This is a genomic window from Pseudomonas sp. GW821-FHT03C07, from assembly GCF_059420925.1.
In genome coordinates, this window is the sequence record NZ_JBWKUQ010000032.1 from 20,759 (window position 1) to 36,396 (window position 15,638).

Here is a 15,638-nt window from a genome sequence, read left to right on the forward strand (position 1 = left end):
CAAACCGGCACCGGCAAAAAAGGCAGGCAAAAGAAAACCCCCGCCAAGCCCAAGGCCTGATGGGGGTTTCTCAACCCGCGCGGTAAGGCGCGGGTCTCGCTCAGCTTATTGGCAAGCTTCGCAATCCGGCTCGTCGATTGCACAGGCCTTTGGCACCGGGGCCGGACCGGCTGGCGCGGTAGGTGCCGCCAGGACCGAATCGTCGCCGTGGTTGCCGCCGCTGGAAACAGCGTTCAGCTTGCCGGTGTTGATGGTCGACTTCTCGGTGCTGGTTGCGGCCAGGGCACGGAGGTAGTAGGTGGTCTTCAGGCCACGGTACCAGGCCATGCGGTAGGTCACGTCGAGCTTCTTGCCCGAAGCGCCGGCGATGTACAGGTTCAGCGACTGCGCCTGGTCGATCCACTTCTGGCGACGGCTGGCGGCATCGACGATCCACTTGGTTTCCACTTCGAAGGCGGTCGCATACAGCTCTTTGAGCTCTTGCGGGATGCGTTCGATCTGTTGCACGGAACCGTCGTAGTACTTCAGGTCGTTGATCATGACCGAGTCCCACAGACCGCGAGCCTTCAGGTCGTGAACCAGGTACGGGTTGATCACGGTGAATTCGCCCGACAGGTTCGATTTCACATACAGGTTCTGGTAGGTCGGTTCGATCGACTGCGAGACGCCAGTGATGTTGGCGATGGTCGCGGTCGGTGCGATGGCCATGATGTTGGAGTTACGAATGCCTTTCTGCACACGGGCGCGAACCGGTGCCCAGTCCAGGCTTTCGGTCAGGTCGACATCGATGTACTTCTGGCCACGGGACTCGATCAGGATCTGTTGCGAGTCCAGCGGCAGGATGCCCTTGGACCACAACGAACCCTGGAACGTCTCGTAGGCGCCACGCTCGTCGGCCAGGTCGCAGGAGGCCTGGATCGCGAAGTAGCTGACCGCTTCCATGGACTTGTCGGCGAAATCGACGGCGGCATCCGAACCGTAAGGGAGGTGCTGCAGGTACAGCGCGTCCTGGAAGCCCATGATGCCCAGGCCGACCGGACGGTGCTTGAAGTTGGAGTTCTTCGCCTGTGGCACCGAGTAGTAGTTGATGTCGATCACGTTGTCGAGCATGCGCACGGCGGTGTTCACGGTGCGTTGCAGCTTGGCTTTGTCCAACTGGCCGTTGACGATGTGGTTCGGCAGGTTGATCGAGCCCAGGTTGCAGACGGCGATCTCGTCCTTGTTGGTGTTCAAGGTGATCTCGGTGCACAGGTTCGAACTGTGTACCACGCCCACGTGCTGCTGTGGGCTGCGCAGGTTGCACGGGTCCTTGAAGGTCAGCCATGGGTGGCCGGTTTCGAACAGCATGGAGAGCATCTTGCGCCACAGGTCCTTGGCCTGGACGACCTTGAACAACTTGATCTTGTTGTACTCGGTCAGGGCTTCGTAGTACTCGTAGCGCTCTTCGAAGGCCTTGCCGGTCAGGTCGTGCAGGTCCGGCACTTCCGATGGCGAGAACAGGGTCCACTTGCCGTCATCGAAGACGCGCTTCATGAACAGGTCAGGGATCCAGTTGGCGGTGTTCATGTCGTGGGTACGACGACGATCATCACCGGTGTTCTTGCGCAGCTCGATGAACTCTTCAATGTCCATGTGCCAGGTTTCCAGGTAGGCACAGACCGCGCCCTTGCGCTTGCCGCCCTGGTTGACCGCCACGGCGGTGTCGTTGACTACTTTGAGAAATGGCACGACGCCCTGGGATTTGCCGTTGGTGCCCTTGATGTACGAGCCCAATGCGCGCACCGGGGTCCAGTCGTTGCCCAGGCCTCCGGCGAATTTCGACAGCATGGCGTTGTCATGGATCGCGCCGTAGATGCCCGACAGATCGTCAGGCACGGTGGTCAGGTAGCAGCTCGACAGTTGTGGCCGCAGGGTGCCGGCGTTGAACAGGGTCGGGGTCGAGGCCATGTAGTCGAAGGACGACAACAGGTTGTAGAACTCGATGGCGCGATCTTCACGTTGCTTTTCTTCGATCGCCAGGCCCATGGCCACGCGCATGAAGAAAATCTGCGGCAGTTCGAAACGCACGCCGTCCTTGTGGATGAAGTAACGGTCGTACAGGGTCTGCAGGCCCAGGTAGGTAAACTGCTGGTCGCGCTCGTGGTTGATGGCCTTGCCGAGTTTTTCCAGGTCGAACTCGGCCAGGACCGGATTCAGCAGTTCGAACTCGATACCTTTGGCGATATAGGACGGCAGGGCCTTGGCGTACAGCTCGGCCATTTCGTGGTGGGTGGCACTGTCGGCCACTTCCAGGAAGCTCAGGCCTTCGGCACGCAGGGTGTCCATCAGCAGGCGGGCGGTCACGAAGGAGTAGTTCGGCTCGCGCTCCACCAGGGTCCGCGCGGTCATCACCAGGGCGGTGTTGACGTCTTTCAGGGCCACGCCGTCGTAGAGGTTCTTCAGGGTTTCGCGTTGGATCAGGTCGCCGTCGACTTCTTCCAGGCCTTCGCAGGCTTCGCTGACGATGGTGTTCAGGCGGCCCATGTCCAGTGGCGCGACGCTGCCGTCGGCGCGGGTGATGCGGATCGACGGGTGAGCGTTGACCGGCTCTTCGGACGGCGCGCGGATGGCGCGTTCCTTGGCCCGCGAATCACGGTAGATCACGTAGTCGCGCGCGACTTTCTGCTCGCCGGCGCGCATCAGGGCCAGTTCGACCTGGTCCTGGATTTCCTCAATGTGGATGGTGCCGCCCGAAGGCATGCGCCGTTTGAAGGTCGCGCTGACCTGTTCGGTCAGGCGGGCAACGGTGTCATGGATGCGCGACGAGGCGGCGGCGGTGCCGCCTTCAACTGCGAGGAACGCTTTGGTGATGGCGACGGTGATCTTGTCATCGGTGTAGGGAACGACAGTGCCGTTACGCTTGATCACGCGCAGTTGGCCCGGCGCGGTGGCGGACAGATCCAGATTCGAATCGGCGGCCTGCGGCACGGTGCCTTGCGGGTTCTCGCGAGTTGTGTCGGTTTGCATGGGTGTCTCCACGTTCTCTATGTTTGTTTGGGCACCACGAAGGTGCCCACCGTTCTGTCCTGAAGCACTACAACCGAACGATGTCGGGCATAACCACTTCGGGACAGAGGAAGAGGGCTTTCGGGCGCCGCTTCCATGCCGAAGTTTTCAACGCTGCGGGTCGCTGACCCGAAGCGGTATTCCTGGTGGGTGACAGTTTTGTCCTGCAACACCCGTACCGTTTTCCCACGCAAGGGGGAAGAACGGCTGCCATCCGCGTATGCGGTTTGGGCTTTCAAATCGGTGTTTAGTTCAACCCCGCGGATGCAAGAAAAGAGCTTGAGTTCCTGACGCGAAATGTGGTTGGGGATTTTGGGTGAAAACCCTACATGTTGGGTTTTTTTGCTGCCGAGATACAAGATAATGCGTTTTGGGGGCCGATTGCAACGTGCTGCCTGTGGATAAATCTGTGCGTAATTTGTGTATGAAAGCTTGAAAACGCGTGTAGGCCGCGGCAGGCCGGGATTGCACCGCCCATCATTGTTTTTTACTGCCGCAAACCTTGCGCGCGGATTTTTGCGGGCGCGAACCCTATCACAAAAAAAGCCCATGACCGAGCGCCAATCCTGGCGTGTGTGCGACGAGCGTGTCGTTGCTACAATCGGTCCGCCTTACCCTTTCTATATCCACCAAAATCATGACAAAAAGACGGGTGGATCCTTTCAACGCTGAACATTGACACGCAGAGGTCGCCCCGTGGAGCAAGCCTGGCAGGTATTGATAGTCGAGGATGACCAACGTCTGGCCGAATTGACCCGTGAGTACCTGGAGAGCAATGGCTTGCGGGTCTCCGTCGAAGGCAATGGCGCCCGGGCCGCCGCGCGGATTATCGCCGAGCAGCCCGACCTGGTGATTCTCGACCTGATGCTGCCGGGCGAGGATGGCCTGAGCATCTGCCGCAAGGTGCGCGAGCGCTACGACGGGGTGATCCTGATGCTGACCGCGCGCACCGATGACCTCGACCAGATCCAGGGCCTGGACCTGGGCGCTGATGACTACGTCTGCAAGCCAGTGCGCCCGCGCCTGTTACTGGCGCGGATCCGCGCGTTGCTGCGGCGCGGCGAGCCGCTGCCGGGAGCGGTCGAGGAAAAGGTCCGGCGTCTGCAATTCGGTCCACTGCTGATCGACAACGCCTTGCGCGAGGCCTGGCTGAGCGGGGCAGGGATCGAACTGACCAGCGCCGAGTTCGATCTGCTCTGGCTGCTGGTGGCAAATGCCGGGCGGATCCTCTCTCGCGAAGAAATCTTCACCGCCTTGCGCGGTATCGGCTATGACGGCCAGGATCGCTCCATTGATGTGCGTATTTCGCGTATCCGCCCGAAAATCGGCGATGACCCCGAGCACCCGCGACTGATCAAGACCATTCGCAGCAAAGGTTATCTGTTCGTTCCCGAAGCGTGCGTAGACCTGCCGTCGTGAACTCGATCTTCCTGCGCATCTACGGTGGCATGTGCGCCGCGCTGGTACTGGTGGCGTTGCTCGGAGTGCTGGCCCTGCACCTGCTCAACCAGGTGCGCGGCGAGCAGTATCGTGAGCACCTGGCCCATGGCACCTTCTCGCTGATGGCCGATAACCTGCGGCCGATGAACGAAATCGAGCGCCGTCGGGCCCTGGCGGTGTGGGAGCGCTTGCTCGGTATTCCGCTGGCCTTGCAGTCGCTGGCCGATGTGCACCTGGATCTCGGCCAGCGGACCCGGGTGCTGCGTGGCCAGGCCCTGGTGGAACAGACCGGGCCGTATGCGGCGAAGATCTATCGGCTGGTCAGCGACCCGGAGCAGTTGGTGCTGACGGGCGAGGTCCAGCAGATCAGCGAGCAGTTGGCCCGGGCGACCATCTACCTGTTGGCCGACGAACTGGTGCGCTACCCCGATGCCGAGCAGCCTGCGCGCCTGGCGACGCTCAAGCATGACAAGGGCTTTGACTTCGACATGAAGCTGGTCACCCTGGACCAGGCCGATATGGATGAAGACCAGCGACGGCGGATCAGCGAAGGCGATACGGTCATGGCCCTGGGCAAGGGCGGCGATTCGATTCGGGTGTTTGCCGGCCTGTCGGGGACGCCCTGGGTCCTGGAAATCGGCCCGCTGTACCAGATGAATCCCTATCCGGCGCAATGGCTGGTGTTGATTGCCGCGCTTGGCCTGAGCCTGATCGGCCTGATCGTCTACCTGTTGGTGCGGCAGTTGGAACGGCGCCTGCGCGGGCTGGAGTCGGCGGCCACGCGCTTGGCCCAGGGCAACCTGGAAACCCGCGTGCCGGCCGCTGGCGCGGACTCCATCGGGCGTCTGGCCGCGGCGTTCAATGGCATGGCCGAGCACCTGCAGCGGTCGCTGATGATCCAGCGCGAGCTGGTGCGAGCGGTTTCCCACGAACTGCGTACGCCGGTGGCGCGCCTGCGTTTCGGCCTGGAAATGATTGGCGATGCGCAGACGCCCGAGGCCCGGCACAAATATATGGAGGGCATGGACGGCGATATCCAGGACCTCGACCGGCTGGTGGACGAGATGCTGACCTACGCCCGCCTGGAGCAGGGCACCCCGGCGTTGAATTTCCAGCGGATCGACCTCAGTGCTCTGGTCGACCAGGTGATCGGCGAGTTGGCGCCGTTGCGGGTGGAGGTCAGGGTGACGCGCGGGCTGTGCTTTCCGCTGGCCGGCGGGGATGAGGTGTGGGTCGACGCCGAGCCGCGTTACTTGCATCGGGCCTTGCAAAACCTGGTCAGCAACGCGATGCGTCATGCCCAGTCGCAGGTCTGCATCAGTTACCAGGTTGGGCCCTTGCGCTGCCGGGTGGATGTCGAGGACGACGGCCCCGGCGTGCCGGAAAGTGCCTGGGACCGGATCTTCACGCCGTTCATGCGCCTGGATGACAGTCGGACCCGGGCCTCGGGTGGGCATGGCCTGGGGTTGTCCATCGTGCGCCGGATCATTCACTGGCACGACGGCCGGGCGCTGATCGGCAAGAGCCAGTTGCTCGATGGCGCGTGCTTCAGCCTGAGCTGGCCGCGTTATCAGGACAAGGCCTGAGCCGAGGAGGCGTCGATCATCGATTTTGTGATCGACCGGTTTCCCCTGTGGGAGCCCGGCTTGCCGACGATGGCGGTCGGAAGGGCGCCGCCAGGCTCAAGGGCCCCATCGCCGGCAAGCCGGGCTCCTACAAGGAGTTGCGTTCAGCTTGGGATGGCGACCAGACTCAGCAATTGTCCGTCATGCAGGCCGAACTGCGCCTGCAGTTGCGTGCCATTGCACCATTCACTGGACAGGTCGGTCAGCAGGCGCAGGCGCACCTGTCCGCTGATATCCCATTCGAGCACTTCGGCGTGCTCGAAGTAAAAGCGTTTGCGCACCAGCGGGTAGAGCGCCTTGAACAGGCTTTCCTTGACCGAGAAGGTCAGGGTCACCAGCAGGGCGATCTGCTCGGCGCAGCCTGCGGCCATGCGCTGCATCTCGGCCGGGATAAGGATTTCGCCGGCCAGGCGCTCGGCTCGCTCGGCGCTCAGCAGGTCTTCCAGGTCCATGCCCAGGCCTTGCCAGTGGCGTTTAGGCGCGACGATGGCGGCGGCCCGACCGCTGCCGTGGGTGATGGAGCCGCTGACATGAACCGGCCAGATGGGCGCACGGTCTTCACCGATGGCCGGCACGCTGTCAGTACCGTCCAATTGCCGCAGGGCCGCGCGGGCACAGAGGCGCCCGGCGAGGAATTCGGCCTGGCGCTTGGCCACCGAACGTTGAATGCTCGCTGGCGGGTCGATGCGGCTGCGCTGGAAATCGTCCGCGGCCAGCTGCGACGGGTTGAACCGGGTGCTGAGCAAGACACAATGCGCCAGCGCCTCGGGCAAGGGCCAGTGGGCGTCGAGTGGGGTGCAGCAGGCAGGCAGGGCTGGGAGGCTGTTCATGCCCGGTATTTTGCCGGGCAAGGTGGGATCAGCCAAAGATTTTCTTCAGGAACGCCTGCATATCCGCCCAGGAGCTTTCATCGGCGGCCTTGTTGTAGCCGATATCCGGGCCACCATGATCGCCGTGGCTCAGGCGATCCGCGTCCGGATTGGTGAAACCGTGCTTGGCCCCGGCCAGGCTGACGAAGCGGTAGTCGGCGCCGGCCTTGTCCATTTCCGCCTTGAACGCGCTGACGTTTTCCGGGGTGACCATGCTGTCCTTGGCGCCATGTTCCACCAGGATCTTGGCCTTGACGCTGCCCGGCGTGGCCGGTGTGTTGGTCGCCAGAGCGCCATGGAAACTGACCACGCCGGCCAGTGGCACGCCCTGGCGCGCGGCGTTGAGTACCACGCCACCGCCGAAGCAATAGCCAATGGCGGCCAGTTTGCCCGGATCGGTCTGCGGCTGCTTTTTCAGCAGGTCGAGCCCGGCCTGGAAGCGCGCGCTGGCGGCCGCGCTGTCCTGGGTCGCGGCCTGCATGAAGGCCATGGCGTCCTTCGGGTGTTCGGTGTTCTTGCCTTCGCCATACATGTCGATGGCCAGGGCGCTGTAGCCGAGGGCGGCGAGGTCACGGGCGCGCCGCTTGGCGTAGTCGTTGAGTCCCCACCACTCGTGCACCACCACCACGCCGGGCCGCGCACCCTTGATCGCGTCATCATAGGCCAGGTAGCCGATCATCCGCGTGCCGTCGGGGCTCTGGTAGGGGAGGGTCCGGGTCTTGATCTCGGCCTGGGACAGCGTGCTCAGGGTGAGTAGAAAAACAGCAAGTAACAGCCGCATCGCAGGTTCTCCAGCAAAAAAGACACTACCGACCAAGCCTAGCCGATCCAATGTGTTCAGGGGGAGTTCAGGGCTACTTGTTTACTCTGTAACAATGATGATGCGCGAATCTGCTGCTAACCGGCCGGCCGTGTCTTTCATGAAACACTTTCGCGGAACTGAGTTACCGTTATGGGCGAAGCGATGCCGGTAGCGTTGGGAGAGCACTATGAAATTGCTGGTGGTAGAAGACGAGGCGTTGTTGCGCCATCACTTGCAGACCCGCTTGAGCGACAGTGGTCATGTGGTCGAGGCGGTGGGCAATGCTGAAGAGGCGCTGTACCAGACCGAGCAATTCCATCATGACCTCGCGGTGATTGATCTCGGCCTGCCGGGCATGGGTGGATTGGACCTGATCCGCCAGCTGCGCTCGGGCGGCAAGGTCTTCCCGATCCTGATCCTCACCGCGCGTGGCAACTGGCAGGACAAGGTCGAAGGCCTGGCCGCCGGTGCCGACGACTATCTGGTCAAACCCTTCCAGTTCGAGGAACTGGAAGCGCGGATGAATGCCTTGTTGCGGCGCTCCAGCGGCTTCACCCAGTCGACCATTACCGCCGGCCCGCTGCTGCTGGACCTCAATCGCAAGCAGGCCTCCCTCGACGACCAGCCCCTGGCCCTGACGGCTTACGAATACCGGATTCTCGAATACCTGATGCGGCATCACCAGCAGGTGGTGGCCAAGGACCGCCTGATGGAGCAGTTATATCCGGACGATGACGAGCGTGATCCGAATGTGATCGAAGTGCTGGTCGGGCGCTTGCGGCGCAAGCTGGAAGGGCCGGTCGGGTTCAAGCCGATCGACACCGTGCGAGGCCTGGGCTACCTGTTCAACGAGCGCTGCCGGTGATTCGGTCGCTGCGGGTGCGGCTGATGCTGGCCGCCACCATCCTGGCGATATTGTTCATGCTGGCCCTGCTGCCGGCGATGCAGGGGGCGTTCAGCCTGGCGTTGCAGGACTCCATCGAGCAACGCCTGGCCTCGGATGTGACCACGCTGATTTCCGCGGCACGGATCGAAAAACAAAAGCTGCAGATGCCCGATCTGCTCCCCGACGAAAAATTCAACCTGCCCGACAGCCGCCTGCTGGGTTATATCTTCGACCGCGAGGGACGGCTGGTCTGGCGTTCGCGGGCGACCGAGGAAGAACACATCAATTACCGCCCGCGTTATGACGGGCGCGGCAACGAATTCGCGAAAATCCGCGAGGACAACGGCAACGAGTTCTTCGTCTACGACGTGGAGGTCAAGTTGCTCGGTGGCAAGAGCGCGGCCTACAGCTTTGTCGCCTTGCAGCCGATGCGCGAATACAACATGACCCTGGCCGGTCTGCGGGAAAAACTCTACCTGGGCTTCGGCGCGGCGTTGTCCGTGCTGCTGGCGCTGCTCTGGCTCGGCCTGACCTGGGGCCTGCGCGCGTTGCGGCGGCTGAGCCAGGAACTGGACCAGATCGAGAGCGGCGAACTGGAAAGTCTCAGCGAGGAACATCCGCGGGAACTGTTGCGTCTGACCGGTTCCCTCAACCGCCTGTTGCGCAGCGAGCGCGAGCAGCGCAGCCGCTATCGCGATTCCCTGGACGATCTGGCCCACAGCCTGAAAACGCCCCTGGCGGTCCTGCAAGGGGTCAGCGAGGGGATGGCTCGACGGCCCCAGGATCGCGATCAGGCCAGGGTCCTGCAGAGCCAGATCGAACGGATGAACCAGCAGATCAGTTATCAGTTGCAGCGCGCCAGCCTGCGCAAGAGCGGTCTGGTCCGCCATCAGGTCGAACTGCGCCCGGTGCTCGACAGCCTGTGCAGTACCTTGGACAAGGTTTATCGCGACAAACAGGTTCTGGTCGTCATCGATGTGCCGCAATTCAGTCATGTGCCGATCGAACAGGGGGCTCTGCTGGAACTCCTCGGCAACCTGCTGGAGAACGCTTACCGGTTGTGTCTGAGCCAGGTGCGGGTCAGCCTGCGTCGGGGGTTGCAGGGGATCGAGGTGTATGTCGAGGACGATGGGCCGGGGGTCCCGCCCGACCAGCGCGAGCGGATTCTGCAACGCGGTGAGCGCCTGGATCGTCAGCATCCGGGGCAGGGCATCGGGCTGGCGGTGGTCCAGGACATTATCCAGAGTTACGACGCCGAGATGACCCTGGGGGATTCGACCCTGGGGGGGGCCTCGTTCCGTATTCATTTCCCGCCCCAATAACCGCTGCGGCCGGCTCTACAGTTCCTGGGCGCGATAGGCGCCGGGGGTCAGGCCGGTCCATTTCTTGAACGCCCGGTGAAAGGCCGAGGGCTCGGAAAAACCCAGCTGTTCGGCAAGCTGTTGCAACGACAGTTCGTTACGGCCCAGGTGGTAGATGGCGATGTCCCGCCGCAGTTGATCCTTGAGCGCCTGAAAACTCGTGTCCTCCTCGCGCAAATGCCGGCGCAGGGTCTGCGGGCTGATATGCAGGTGCTGGGCGACGGCTTCCAGGTCCGGCCAGCGGCTGGCATCCCGACTGAGGAGGCGCCGTAGCTGGCTGCTCAGGCTGTCGCCGTCGTCGGGGCGGGCCAGCAGGTCGGCGGGGGCACGGCCAAGGAATTGCTTGAGCGTACGTTCGTCCTGCCGCAACGGCATGCCCAGGTAGCGGCTGCTGAACAGCAGGCTGCTGCTGGCGGCGTCGAAGCTCAGGGGGCAGGGAAACAGCAGGTCGTACTCACTGGCATGCTCGGGCCTCGGGTAGCCGAAGCTCGCTTCAAGCAGGCGAATGCGCTGGCCGATCAACCAGCTACCCAGGCGGTGCCAGATCACCAGCAGGCACTCGCTGAGAAAGTGATCCGGGTCCCACAGGTTCGAAGCGTCCAGGCTCAGGCGCACGCAGTCGCCTTCACGGTCAAGCCGCAGGCGCGGTGCATCGGGAAACAAGCGGTAGAACAGCAAGCCGCGGTTCAGGGCTTTTTCCAGCGTCGGACAATGAATCAGCGCGTGCATCATCATGGCGAAGGTGCCGCGCCGGCAGCGGCCCTGGCCGAACCCCAGGTACTCATCGTCCAGCTCCAGCCAGAGCCCTTGCAGCAGCTGGGTGAACAGCTCCGGCGCCAGGCGTGCCCGCGGTTCGTCGAGCCACTGCGCGGCGATACCCAGCCGTTGCAGCAGTGGCGCGCAATCGTGACCCTGGCGACGCGCACCCTCCAGGGCGGCGCGGGCGAAGTGGCTGGCGATGCTGCGTTCACGCATGGGGCGATTCCGTCCATTGAGTGGTCGATGTTAGTCACGGAAATGACGCAGGGACAAGGCGGATATCCGCCAAATCCTCGGCTGCTTTGGGGTGGATAGGCGGAAAACCGCCATCTATGCTGTAGGGGGTATAGTGCGATAACCCCCTCCAGGCATGATGGCTAAAGGCTTTGCTGCGATTTGGCAAAAGTGGCACGGGCTTTGCGAAGTATTAGAGGTCTGCCCACGCAGTTTGACAAACAACAAAAATCCCTCCGGTGCAGGAGGGTTCGTGCTTCAGGTCCCATGGCCGCTGATGGATAACGGGCGTGTGATCTCTTGAGGAACTTTGCAATGACGACTCGTCAGCCACTGTACAAATCCCTGTATTTCCAGGTGATCGTAGCCATCGCTATCGGCATCCTGCTCGGCCATTTCTACCCACAGACCGCCGTGGCCCTCAAGCCACTGGGTGACGGCTTCATCAAGCTGATCAAAATGGTCATCGCTCCGATCATCTTCTGCACCGTTGTCAGCGGCATCGCCGGCATGCAGAGCATGAAAGCGGTCGGCAAGACCGGCGGCTATGCGCTGATGTACTTCGAAGTGGTTTCCACCATCGCCCTGCTGATCGGCCTGGTCGTGGTCAACGTGATCCAGCCGGGTAACGGCATGCACATCGACGTGGCCACCCTGGATGCCTCGAAAGTCACAGCCTATGTCACCGCCGGTGCAGACCAGAGCGTGGTTGGCTTCATCCTGAACGTGATCCCGAACACCATCGTCGGCGCCTTCGCCACGGGTGACATCCTGCAAGTGCTGATGTTCTCGGTGATCTTCGGTTTCGCCCTGCATCGCCTGGGTGCCTACGGCAAGCCGGTGCTGGACTTCATCGATCGTTTCGCCCACGTGATGTTCAACATCATCAACATGATCATGAAACTGGCGCCCCTGGGCGCGCTGGGTGCCATGGCCTTCACCATCGGTGCCTACGGCGTGAGCTCCCTGGTGCAACTCGGCCAGTTGATGATCTGCTTCTACATCACCTGTATCCTGTTCGTGGTGGTGGTGCTGGGCGCCATCTGCCGTGCTCACGGTTTCAGCGTGTTGAAACTGATTCGCTACATCCGTGAAGAGCTGCTGATCGTACTGGGGACCTCCTCTTCGGAATCGGCCCTGCCACGCATGCTGATCAAGATGGAACGCCTGGGCGCGAAAAAATCGGTAGTCGGCCTGGTGATTCCGACCGGTTACTCCTTCAACCTCGACGGTACCTCGATCTACCTGACCATGGCGGCCGTGTTCATCGCTCAGGCGACTGACACCCATATGGACATCACCCACCAGATCACCCTGTTGCTGGTGCTGCTGCTGTCCTCCAAGGGCGCCGCGGGCGTGACCGGTAGTGGCTTCATCGTCCTGGCGGCGACCTTGTCGGCCGTAGGTCACCTGCCGGTGGCCGGCCTGGCGCTGATCCTCGGTATCGACCGCTTCATGTCCGAAGCCCGTGCCCTGACCAACCTGGTGGGCAACGCCGTGGCGACCCTGGTGGTGGCCAAGTGGGTCAAGGAACTGGACGAAGACAAGCTGCACACCGAGCTGGCTTCCGGTGGTCGCGGTATTGAAGACGAGCGCGTAGAGGACGACCTCGGCGTGGCCGAAGGCTCGGCGCCAAGCGCCAAGTAAGCTTCAGCGTTAAATAAGAAAACCCATCTTCGGATGGGTTTTTTTTTATGCCTGGGCATTACCCCCGATATGGCTCCTGCACGGGGGATCAATGTTATTGAGCGTTTGCGTCAGGACTGCTGAGCAGTGTGGTGCTTGTCGCCGGGGAGCCGGCTGCCTACGCTGGCGACTGTCGATCTGGAAAAGGGCAAGCCCATGCACGGTCCGTTGGCCTCACTCAAGGTGCTGGATTTCTCGACATTGCTGCCGGGGCCGTTCGCCTCGCTGTTGTTGGCGGACATGGGCGCCGAGGTGCTACGTATCGAATCCGCCGCACGCCCGGACCTGTTGCGGCTATGGCCGCCCCACGACCATGGGGTTTCCGCCAGTCACGCCTGGCTCAACCGCAACAAGCGCAGTCTGGCCCTGGACCTGAAGCAAGCCGAAGCGGTGGCGGTGATCCATGACCTGGTGCGCGAGCATGACATCGTCCTGGAGCAGTTCCGTCCCGGGGTGATGGAGCGGCTGGGCCTGGGCTATGAAGCCCTGAAGGCGATCAACCCACGGTTGATCTATGTATCGATCAGCGGCTACGGCCAGAGCGGTCCTTACCGTGAGCGCGCCGGGCATGACATCAACTACCTGGCGTTGTCGGGGTTGGCCAGCTACACCGGGCGCCGGGACGGTGGGCCCGTGCCCCTGGCAATGCAGGTGGCGGATCTGGCGGGCGGTTCGCTGCATGGGGTGGTCGGCTTGCTGGCGGCGGTTATCGCCCGGCAGCAGACGGGGTTGGGGCAGTACGTCGATGTCAGCATGACCGATTGCGCCTTCAGCCTGAATGCCATGGCCGGGGCGGGCTTCCTCGCTTGCGGGGTTGAGCCGGGGCCGGAGGAGCAGATGCTCAATGGCGGTGGCTTCTATGACTATTACCGTAGCCGGGAAGGGCGCTGGTTGGCCGTGGGGAGTCTGGAGCCGGGGTTTATGCAGCAGTTGTGCGGGGCCTTGGGGCTGGCGGAATTGGCGGCTCAAGGGTTGTCACCCGAGCCCAGGGCGCAACAAGCGTTGAAGCAGGCCTTGCAAGTCGAGTTCGAAAAGCGTGATTTCGCTGAGCTGTGCGCTTTGTTTGCCGGGCTGGATGCCTGCGTCGAGCCGGTGCTCAGTCTGGGCGAGGCGGTCGAGCATCCACAGTTACAGGCGCGGGAAGTGGTGGTACAGGTGCCCCGTGGAGACGGCAGCCACCAGGCACAGATGGCCTGTCCGTTGAAGTTTTCTCAGGGCTTGCCGGCGCCTCAGCATATCGGTGCGCGGCTGGGCGAACATGCTGATGAGGTGTTACGTGAACTGGGCTACAGCGAAGAGCGCATAGCCGTGTTGCGAGAGGCGGGTGTCATAGCCTGATGTCATGGCGCCTGTTCCATGGCTTTCGCGGGCAAGCTCCGCTCCCACAGGTGCTAGGGCGTGCACAAAATCTGGATTCGGCCGGGACCTTGTGGGAGCGGAGCTTGCCCGCGAAGAGGGTGGCAAGGCCGGCATCGCTTGGAAAACTCACTCCACTCGCATTTCACCGCTGAACACCAAGGTGTTTCGGCAGCGCCGGCACAGATAACGTCGCCCTTCGCCCACCAGTCGATGACGCTGGCCGGAAAACGCAAAATCACTGTCGGCGCATGGGCAGCGGTAGATATAGCGCGTCATGCGACGGCGCTGGACTTCATAGGTGTGGCAGCGATTGGGCGGCAGCTCGTAGACCCCGCGCATGATCAGTTGCCATTCCTCGCCATGGGGCTGGATACGTTCGCCGAACAGTTGGTGGGCGATCAGGTGCGCGACCTCGTGGGCCACGGTCTGCTTGAGGAAGTCTTCGCTGTTTTCCCGGTATAGCTGCGGATTGAAGCGCAGCAGGTTTTCATGCAGGTGCGCCACGCCGGCTTTCTGGCCACGGAGCTTGAGGCTGACCAGCGGACGCTTGAAAGGGCGTTTGAAAAAGGATTCGGCTTGTTGGAAACAGTCTTCGACGCGGGTCTTGAGTTGCTCGAGCATGCTGTACGGATCTCCAGAAAGACGAGTATGCCGTAAACCCGGGGATTTCCAAATCCGCCAGGCGCCGAATGGTCGTGGCGCGTTAAAAGGCCGCCTTGCGGCGGCCTGTGTTGGCAGTTATGGCTTTGTTTTATTCAGTTGGTGTACACCGGGCCGACGCCCAGCCCCCAGACAATCACGGTAAAGGCCATGATCGCCACCAGCACCACCAGGCCGACGGCCAGGACGGAACTGGAGAACAGGAACCCTTCGTCCGAAGGGATGTTCATAAAGGTCGGCAGGCCGACGTACAGCAGATAGACGGTGTAGCAGATGGCCGCCGTACCGACGATCATCCCCAGCCACATATGCGGGTAGAGCGCCGCAAGGCCGCCGACGAACAGCGGTGTGGCGGTGTAGGTGGCAAAGGCCACGCAACGGGCCAGGCTTGGGTTGGCGTCGTAGGTGCGGGCCATCCAGTGGATGAACGCGCCCATCACCGCCACACCGCCGAGCATGGCGATATAGGACATAAGGGTCATCCAGATGGCGCTGTCCTGGGTCAGCATCACCGGCGCGCGGTTGCCGATGACCCAGCCGATCCGGGTGGTGCCGATAAACGCCGAAATGGCTGGGATGGCCGCCAGGATCAAGGTGTGGGTCAGGTACATGTGGCCGATGCTTTCCTCGGCGTCGCCACGGATTTGTCGCCATTCCTGATCAGGGTGGGTGAACAGTCCGACTACGTGATGGATCATGTCAGTCACTCCTTTTGTTTTTGCCATCGCCCCCCGGTGGAGCGCCTGCGGGCCAAGTGGCCGAAGTCAGGTCTGGATTTATATGCGACCTTATGTCGCAGTATAGGGAGGCTGAGGGGCGCGCTTTAGAGCAAATCGAACTGTCGGGCGGGGCTGTAATCGCATTGTCGTATTTGTGTGCCGGACCTGTGAATCTATGAGCCTGTGGGAGCGG

At 62.3% G+C, this 15,638-nt stretch carries 13 protein-coding genes; 6 read left to right on the plus strand and 7 right to left on the minus strand.

Annotated features, from left to right (window positions below):
- Nucleotides 1–105: 105 nt before the first annotated feature.
- A complete protein-coding gene (locus AC07VG_RS32475) occupies nt 106–3,006 on the minus strand; it encodes a ribonucleoside-diphosphate reductase subunit alpha (RefSeq protein WP_495004492.1) in 2,901 nt (966 codons plus the stop codon).
- A gap of 17 nt (nt 3,007–3,023) precedes the next feature.
- On the minus strand, nt 3,024–3,596 hold the full coding sequence (locus AC07VG_RS32480) for a hypothetical protein (RefSeq protein WP_495004493.1): 573 nt from the start codon (nt 3,594–3,596) through the stop codon (nt 3,024–3,026).
- A gap of 145 nt (nt 3,597–3,741) precedes the next feature.
- Between AC07VG_RS32480 and AC07VG_RS32485 the strand changes: the two genes are divergently transcribed.
- Together AC07VG_RS32485 and AC07VG_RS32490 are read left to right on the plus strand one after the other, a co-directional pair.
- Entirely contained in the window at nt 3,742–4,464 is a 723-nt protein-coding gene (locus AC07VG_RS32485) for a response regulator (protein ID WP_495004494.1), read from the plus strand.
- Nucleotides 4,461–6,071, plus strand: a complete 1,611-nt coding sequence (locus tag AC07VG_RS32490; RefSeq protein WP_495022491.1) for an ATP-binding protein — start codon at nt 4,461–4,463, stop codon at nt 6,069–6,071. Before AC07VG_RS32485 ends, AC07VG_RS32490 begins: the two co-directional genes overlap by 4 nt.
- A gap of 143 nt (nt 6,072–6,214) precedes the next feature.
- Here the strand turns inward: AC07VG_RS32490 and AC07VG_RS32495 are convergent, their stop codons facing one another.
- Together AC07VG_RS32495 and AC07VG_RS32500 are read right to left on the minus strand one after the other, a co-directional pair.
- Nucleotides 6,215–6,940: a 4'-phosphopantetheinyl transferase family protein gene (locus AC07VG_RS32495; RefSeq protein ID WP_495004496.1), complete on the minus strand. Its 726-nt coding sequence runs from the start codon at nt 6,938–6,940 to the stop codon at nt 6,215–6,217.
- 28 nt (nt 6,941–6,968) lie between these two features.
- Nucleotides 6,969–7,760 (minus strand): dienelactone hydrolase family protein, encoded by a 792-nt coding sequence (locus AC07VG_RS32500; protein WP_495004497.1) that lies wholly within the window; start codon nt 7,758–7,760, stop codon nt 6,969–6,971.
- A gap of 208 nt (nt 7,761–7,968) precedes the next feature.
- Here AC07VG_RS32500 and AC07VG_RS32505 point away from each other — a divergent pair, with 208 nt between their 5' ends.
- A complete protein-coding gene (locus tag AC07VG_RS32505) occupies nt 7,969–8,646 on the plus strand; it encodes a response regulator (RefSeq protein WP_495004498.1) in 678 nt (225 codons plus the stop codon).
- Nucleotides 8,643–9,989: an ATP-binding protein gene (locus AC07VG_RS32510; RefSeq protein ID WP_495004499.1), complete on the plus strand. Its 1,347-nt coding sequence runs from the start codon at nt 8,643–8,645 to the stop codon at nt 9,987–9,989. The genes AC07VG_RS32505 and AC07VG_RS32510 overlap by 4 nt, the downstream gene beginning before the upstream one ends.
- Nucleotides 9,990–10,004: 15 nt before the next feature.
- Here AC07VG_RS32510 and AC07VG_RS32515 read toward each other — a convergent pair whose 3' ends face one another.
- On the minus strand, nt 10,005–11,003 hold the full coding sequence (locus AC07VG_RS32515) for an AraC family transcriptional regulator (RefSeq protein ID WP_495004500.1): 999 nt from the start codon (nt 11,001–11,003) through the stop codon (nt 10,005–10,007).
- Nucleotides 11,004–11,336: 333 nt separating this feature from the next.
- On the opposite strand from AC07VG_RS32515, the gene AC07VG_RS32520 reads away from it, so the two are divergent.
- Nucleotides 11,337–12,668 (plus strand): dicarboxylate/amino acid:cation symporter, encoded by a 1,332-nt coding sequence (locus tag AC07VG_RS32520; protein WP_495004501.1) that lies wholly within the window; start codon nt 11,337–11,339, stop codon nt 12,666–12,668.
- A 195-nt stretch (nt 12,669–12,863) separates the two neighbouring features.
- Nucleotides 12,864–14,045 (plus strand): CaiB/BaiF CoA transferase family protein, encoded by a 1,182-nt coding sequence (locus AC07VG_RS32525; RefSeq protein ID WP_495022492.1) that lies wholly within the window; start codon nt 12,864–12,866, stop codon nt 14,043–14,045.
- 147 nt (nt 14,046–14,192) lie between these two features.
- On the opposite strand, the gene AC07VG_RS32530 is transcribed toward AC07VG_RS32525, so the two are convergent.
- The gene (locus tag AC07VG_RS32530) at nt 14,193–14,687 is read right to left on the minus strand and encodes a SprT family zinc-dependent metalloprotease (RefSeq protein ID WP_495004503.1); all 495 of its coding nucleotides are present in this window, start codon (nt 14,685–14,687) and stop codon (nt 14,193–14,195) included.
- A 134-nt stretch (nt 14,688–14,821) separates the two neighbouring features.
- Complete coding sequence (locus tag AC07VG_RS32535) at nt 14,822–15,424, minus strand: Yip1 family protein (RefSeq protein WP_495004504.1); 603 nt, start codon at nt 15,422–15,424, stop codon at nt 14,822–14,824.
- Between the last annotated feature and the right edge of the window lie 214 nt (nt 15,425–15,638).

Excerpts from the sequence above, each read along its gene's own strand:
- AC07VG_RS32535 (WP_495004504.1), bottom strand. The coding sequence starts at position 15,424 with ATGATCCATCACGTAGTCGGACTGTTCACCCACCCTGATCAGGAATGG.
- AC07VG_RS32500 (WP_495004497.1), bottom strand. The coding sequence starts at position 7,760 with ATGCGGCTGTTACTTGCTGTTTTTCTACTCACCCTGAGCACGCTGTCC.
- AC07VG_RS32505 (WP_495004498.1), top strand. The coding sequence starts at position 7,969 with ATGAAATTGCTGGTGGTAGAAGACGAGGCGTTGTTGCGCCATCACTTG.
- AC07VG_RS32520 (WP_495004501.1), top strand. The coding sequence starts at position 11,337 with ATGACGACTCGTCAGCCACTGTACAAATCCCTGTATTTCCAGGTGATC.
- AC07VG_RS32530 (WP_495004503.1), bottom strand. The coding sequence starts at position 14,687 with ATGCTCGAGCAACTCAAGACCCGCGTCGAAGACTGTTTCCAACAAGCC.
- AC07VG_RS32515 (WP_495004500.1), bottom strand. The coding sequence starts at position 11,003 with ATGCGTGAACGCAGCATCGCCAGCCACTTCGCCCGCGCCGCCCTGGAG.
- AC07VG_RS32475 (WP_495004492.1), bottom strand. The coding sequence starts at position 3,006 with ATGCAAACCGACACAACTCGCGAGAACCCGCAAGGCACCGTGCCGCAG.
- AC07VG_RS32495 (WP_495004496.1), bottom strand. The coding sequence starts at position 6,940 with ATGAACAGCCTCCCAGCCCTGCCTGCCTGCTGCACCCCACTCGACGCC.
- AC07VG_RS32525 (WP_495022492.1), top strand. The coding sequence starts at position 12,864 with ATGCACGGTCCGTTGGCCTCACTCAAGGTGCTGGATTTCTCGACATTG.
- AC07VG_RS32480 (WP_495004493.1), bottom strand. The coding sequence starts at position 3,596 with ATGGGCTTTTTTTGTGATAGGGTTCGCGCCCGCAAAAATCCGCGCGCA.